The sequence below is a fragment of the Croceicoccus esteveae genome (assembly GCF_031846435.1).
Classification (GTDB): domain Bacteria; phylum Pseudomonadota; class Alphaproteobacteria; order Sphingomonadales; family Sphingomonadaceae; genus Croceicoccus; species Croceicoccus esteveae.
In genome coordinates this window covers 1-4016 of sequence record NZ_JAVRHS010000024.1, presented here as the reverse complement: position 1 = coordinate 4016, position 4016 = coordinate 1, and the positions used below count along the sequence as shown (strand labels likewise).

The 4016-nt window shown below is 57.5% G+C and carries 5 protein-coding genes; 2 read left to right on the top strand and 3 right to left on the bottom strand.

The genetic code is table 11. The features are described from left to right. The 3 genes from RM533_RS13565 to RM533_RS13555 all read right to left on the bottom strand — a co-directional run. Positions 1 to 750, bottom strand: a 750-nt coding sequence (locus tag RM533_RS13565; RefSeq protein WP_311341758.1) for a hypothetical protein, incomplete at its 3' end; no start/stop codon positions are given. Then, on the bottom strand, positions 707 to 919 hold the full coding sequence (locus RM533_RS13560) for a hypothetical protein (RefSeq protein ID WP_311341757.1): 213 nt from the start codon (positions 917 to 919) through the stop codon (positions 707 to 709). The genes RM533_RS13560 and RM533_RS13565, both read right to left, overlap by 44 nt. Further along, positions 916 to 1839 (bottom strand): IS1595 family transposase, encoded by a 924-nt coding sequence (locus RM533_RS13555; protein ID WP_311341756.1) that lies wholly within the window; start codon positions 1837 to 1839, stop codon positions 916 to 918. The genes RM533_RS13560 and RM533_RS13555 overlap by 4 nt, the downstream gene beginning before the upstream one ends. 108 nt (positions 1840 to 1947) lie before the next feature. Between RM533_RS13555 and RM533_RS13550 the strand changes: the two genes are divergently transcribed. Then, on the top strand, positions 1948 to 2403 hold the full coding sequence (locus tag RM533_RS13550; RefSeq protein WP_311341755.1) for a recombinase family protein: 456 nt from the start codon (positions 1948 to 1950) through the stop codon (positions 2401 to 2403). Positions 2404 to 2407: 4 nt separating this feature from the next. Further along, positions 2408 to 4016, top strand: a 1609-nt coding sequence (locus tag RM533_RS13545) for a recombinase family protein (RefSeq protein WP_311341754.1), incomplete at its 3' end; no start/stop codon positions are given.

Sequence of the window (4016 nt, the reverse complement as noted above, 5' to 3'; positions counted from 1 at the left end):
GCTCACCGAATCCGGCTTCGCGTCCAAGATTCCCAACATGTGCCACTTCCCCGGAATTGCATTCCCATGCTTCAGCAGCAGATCGCTGGACGATCCAACCATATGATTAGCGTCAAGACTTGCCCAAGACGATGAGCCAGAGCCACCCATTATGATATTGATCGAGTGGGGGAGAATCGGGAGTATCTCCAACATCAACTGAGCATCCTCATTGATTGCTTTTGGAGCGTTGCGCCCCTGCCTTCCACGTAACCTACGCTCTTGCCTGTTTCCCTGCTCAGGCTCGTCCTCGCTAGCGCCCTCAAGCATTTTGCGTTTCACAGTAGGGAGTTCCCACATGGCTTTGAGCATGCCGAGATCAATCAGGTTCAAAGAACCTGACATCAGCACAATGCCACCGAGATGTGTGGAGGTAATGTCGCGGCTTATGAGGCCATTGCCATCGAGTGCGTCGAGCAATTCGCGGGCGTTTGCCCAAAAAGGATCGTAAACGCGCTCAAGCGCCTGACCGCCACCCTCCTTTGGCGTCATCTCCAAACCTAGGTTGCCTCCTCCTGCCAGCGGCAAGTTGCCGCCGACTTGGAAACTAAACCCTCGACTTGTCCCCTTTACGGCGTGCTCGGATTGCTTGATCTCCTTGAGCAAACCATTCTGGTCGAGCTGCGAAAGAAACGAGCCGACGCGCCGACTATCATGATAAAGGAAATCAAAGACGGAATCGGGTGCGGCTTCGCCTTGCTCCGCGCTCAATGCTGTCCTGTCGCTCTTTGACATATTTGCGTGCCCCCTCGTCTTCGCGCTTTACCGAATCAGCCGCGCCTTCAGCCTCTTGCGGGTCTGTTTGAATAAGGCGCGCAAGCGCTTCGTCAAAGCCAATGTTGGACATATCCATTGGGGGTTTTTCCTTCTTTTGGCTCATGCCACCAACCCACGATAAGTAAGAGGGCTGCGGTCAGCACAGGCGAGCAAATCGTTCACTCGGAACCCGTCCGCATGATCCCTGCGGTTGAAGCGCCATGTCATCTCAGCGAGATACCGCGAAAGATGTTTTGGGCTGATGACATGGTGAACGCCGATGATCTGGCGCTTGAGCAGCGCCCAAACGCTCTCGATGCCGTTGGTGTGAATGCAATAATTGCGGACGTATTCTCCGGCGCTATGGTTCACCCTGTGGTGATAATAGCGCCTCGATAGGCCCACATATGACGCATGTTCGTCCGTCATTATGGTGGAGCCGGGAACGACATTGGCTTCGATCAGGCCTTGCACAGTCTTGGCGCGCTGATCGGTGGTGTGGATCGTGCGAAGGTCACCGTCTCGGTCAAGCATGCCGAACACCACAGCCTTTCCCTTCCCGCCTTGCGTGCCACCCTTACGGTCGCGCGCGTGCTTGTTCTTCTCTTTGCCGCCAACAAACGTTTCATCGGCCTCAATTACGCCATCCAGCGGAGCATTGAACGACTCGGTCGTGGCCGCCGCTCGCAGCCGATGGAGCATGAACCAAGCGGTTTTCTGCGTCACGTCAATATCGCGGGCCAGTGACGTGCTTGCGATGCCCTTCTTGTGGGAGGTGATCAACCACACCGCCATCAGCCACTTTTGCAGAGGGATTTTGGTATCCTGAAAGATCGTCCCGACCTTGATGGAAAAGCGCTTACGGCAATCGCCGCACTTGTGAGTGCGCTTATCCGAAAAGTGGTAAACCTTCGTGCTGCCGCAGAGCGGGCAAAATGCGCCACCTCTCCACCGGATCGCGGTGAAGTGATCGATGGCGGCTTGTTCATCGGGAATGACCTTCAAGAGGTCGAACAAGCTCTTAAATTCTGTGGCGGTTCTCATAGGATTCTAAATACCACCAACCCGCATTTGGGTCAAGCACGTATATAGACCCCGACAATCCGCAAGAGAATTCGTCCGCCGGTTGGAGGACGAGAAGGAGTCCGTAGAATGAAGGAAGAGACCAGCATGTCGGGTAAAGCGTACGCCATCTACGCGCGCGCAGAGAAGGACGCAGTTCGTCACTCTCTCCAGCGGCAGATAAGGAACTGTATGACCTACGTGGAGGAAGAGGGTGGAACGGTCGTCGCGGTTCACGCCGAACGCTCGTGTGGCTGCGAACCCTCGCAAAGACCGGAGCTTAGAGCCTTGCTCGACTTGATTGATGATGGAGGGATCGATTACCTCGTCTGCGAAAGCCTTGACCGGCTGTGCAGGCCCGTCACCAATTATATAGCTCTTCGCGACCGCCTTGATGCCAACGGGGTCGAGGTCCTGACAGTGGCCGGGGCTTCGGGAACTTATCGCACGCAAAAGATTGCCGAGATCATTTCCGCGCACATGCGGTCCGACATCGCGATGAGGATCCGCCGCGGAAAGGCAATGGCAAAGGCACTCCGGAGATGAAGGAATGATGGCGCAGCCCAGGGTCGTGATCTACGCGAGGCACTCAACCTCGCTTCAGAACCCCGAATCCTCCGAGGATCAGATCCGAGCCTGTGGCCCGCTGGTGGAGCGGCTGAACGGCTGTGTCGTAGATACGCACTCCGACCCGGAGGTCTCCGGTTACAGACGTGATAGACGGGGCCTGAAGGATCTCCTGCGGCAGGTTCGCGACGGCGAAGTCGATATTGTGGTTTGTGAAGCCCTCGATCGGCTCGCGCGGGACGGTGAGGACGTTGCCTGGCTTGGCAAGCAGCTGCGCTATCATCGTGTCCAGCTATACACCACGACCGAGGGCGAGATCTGCGAGGTGAAGCTCGCCGTCGCCAGCATGATGGGCGCCATCTTCCTCGAAAACCTTCGGAAGAAGACACTGCGCGGAATGGAAGCCGCGGTCCTGGCCGGCCGGATCGCCGGCGGCCGTATCTATGGCTATCGGCGCGCCGAAAGGTTTGATGGGAACGGGGAGCGCATCAAAGGACTACTCGAGATCAATCCGGAGACCGCGCCCGTGGTGGTGCGCATCCTTTCGGAATTCGCATCCGGAAAATCTGCCTATACGATAGCGACGGCGCTCAATAGCGAGGGCATCCCGGGACCAAGCGGCGGGAAGTGGAACCAATCCACCATTCGCGGCGACCCCAAGAAGTATGTCGGCATTCTGCACAACCCTCTATACCGCGGGCAACTCGTCTGGGGCCGCCGCGAGTGGCGCCGCGATCCCGATTCTGAGAAACGGGAACGACGTTACCGCCTGACAGACAAGAGCCAGTGGATCGAGACTGAAGTCCCGGAATTGCGCATCGTCGACGAGGATCTCGCGGGGCGCGTAAAAGCGCAGGTAGAGAGCCGCACGTGCCCGGGCCGCTCTGGAAACTCGGCCGGACAGATGCGTAAGAAGCACCTCTTGTCGGGACTAATCAAGTGCGGGTCTTGCGGCCGGAACTACGTCATCAACGGCAAGGACTATTATCGCTGCGCAGGGCAGCGCGAGGGCACTTGTAACGGTGACGGTTCGATCCGGAAATCAGTCGTCGAGGAAGCTGCCCTGCATGTCATCCAAGAACGGTTGATGACTGCGGAACTGGCGGAACTCTTCGCCGCAGAATTTGCTCGGGAGGTCGAACGATTGCGTTCGGGGAGCGACAGCGAAGCAGCGCGTCTCTCAGAACGGCTGAAGGAGATCGAGAGCGAGATCGCTAATCTGGCAGGCAATTTCGTGAAGGGTGTCGTCAGCGAAACGCTGGTCAAGATGCTGAACGATCGGGAAGCTGAGAAGGAACGGATCGAACGGCGGCTCGATGCGGCGAAGTCGACGCACAAGGCCGTCGTTATTCCGCACCCCGTTCTTCTGGAGCGATATGGAGAGAGGGTCAGGAAAGCGAGAGAGGCCCTGTCCGATCCTTCGGTACGCGAAGAGGCCTCGGAAACGCTTAAGTCGCTGATCGACACGATCACGATCCATATCGAGGGAACGGGGACCTATGCCGACATCGTCGGAAATCCGGCAGGAATCATCGACCTCGCATACAACAAACCGGCCACCTCAAGGAGGCGGTCGGCTAGTTCTATAGCAG

Excerpts from the sequence above, each read along its gene's own strand:
- RM533_RS13560 (WP_311341757.1), bottom strand. The coding sequence starts at position 919 with ATGAGCCAAAAGAAGGAAAAACCCCCAATGGATATGTCCAACATTGGC.
- RM533_RS13555 (WP_311341756.1), bottom strand. The coding sequence starts at position 1,839 with ATGAGAACCGCCACAGAATTTAAGAGCTTGTTCGACCTCTTGAAGGTC.
- RM533_RS13550 (WP_311341755.1), top strand. The coding sequence starts at position 1,948 with ATGAAGGAAGAGACCAGCATGTCGGGTAAAGCGTACGCCATCTACGCG.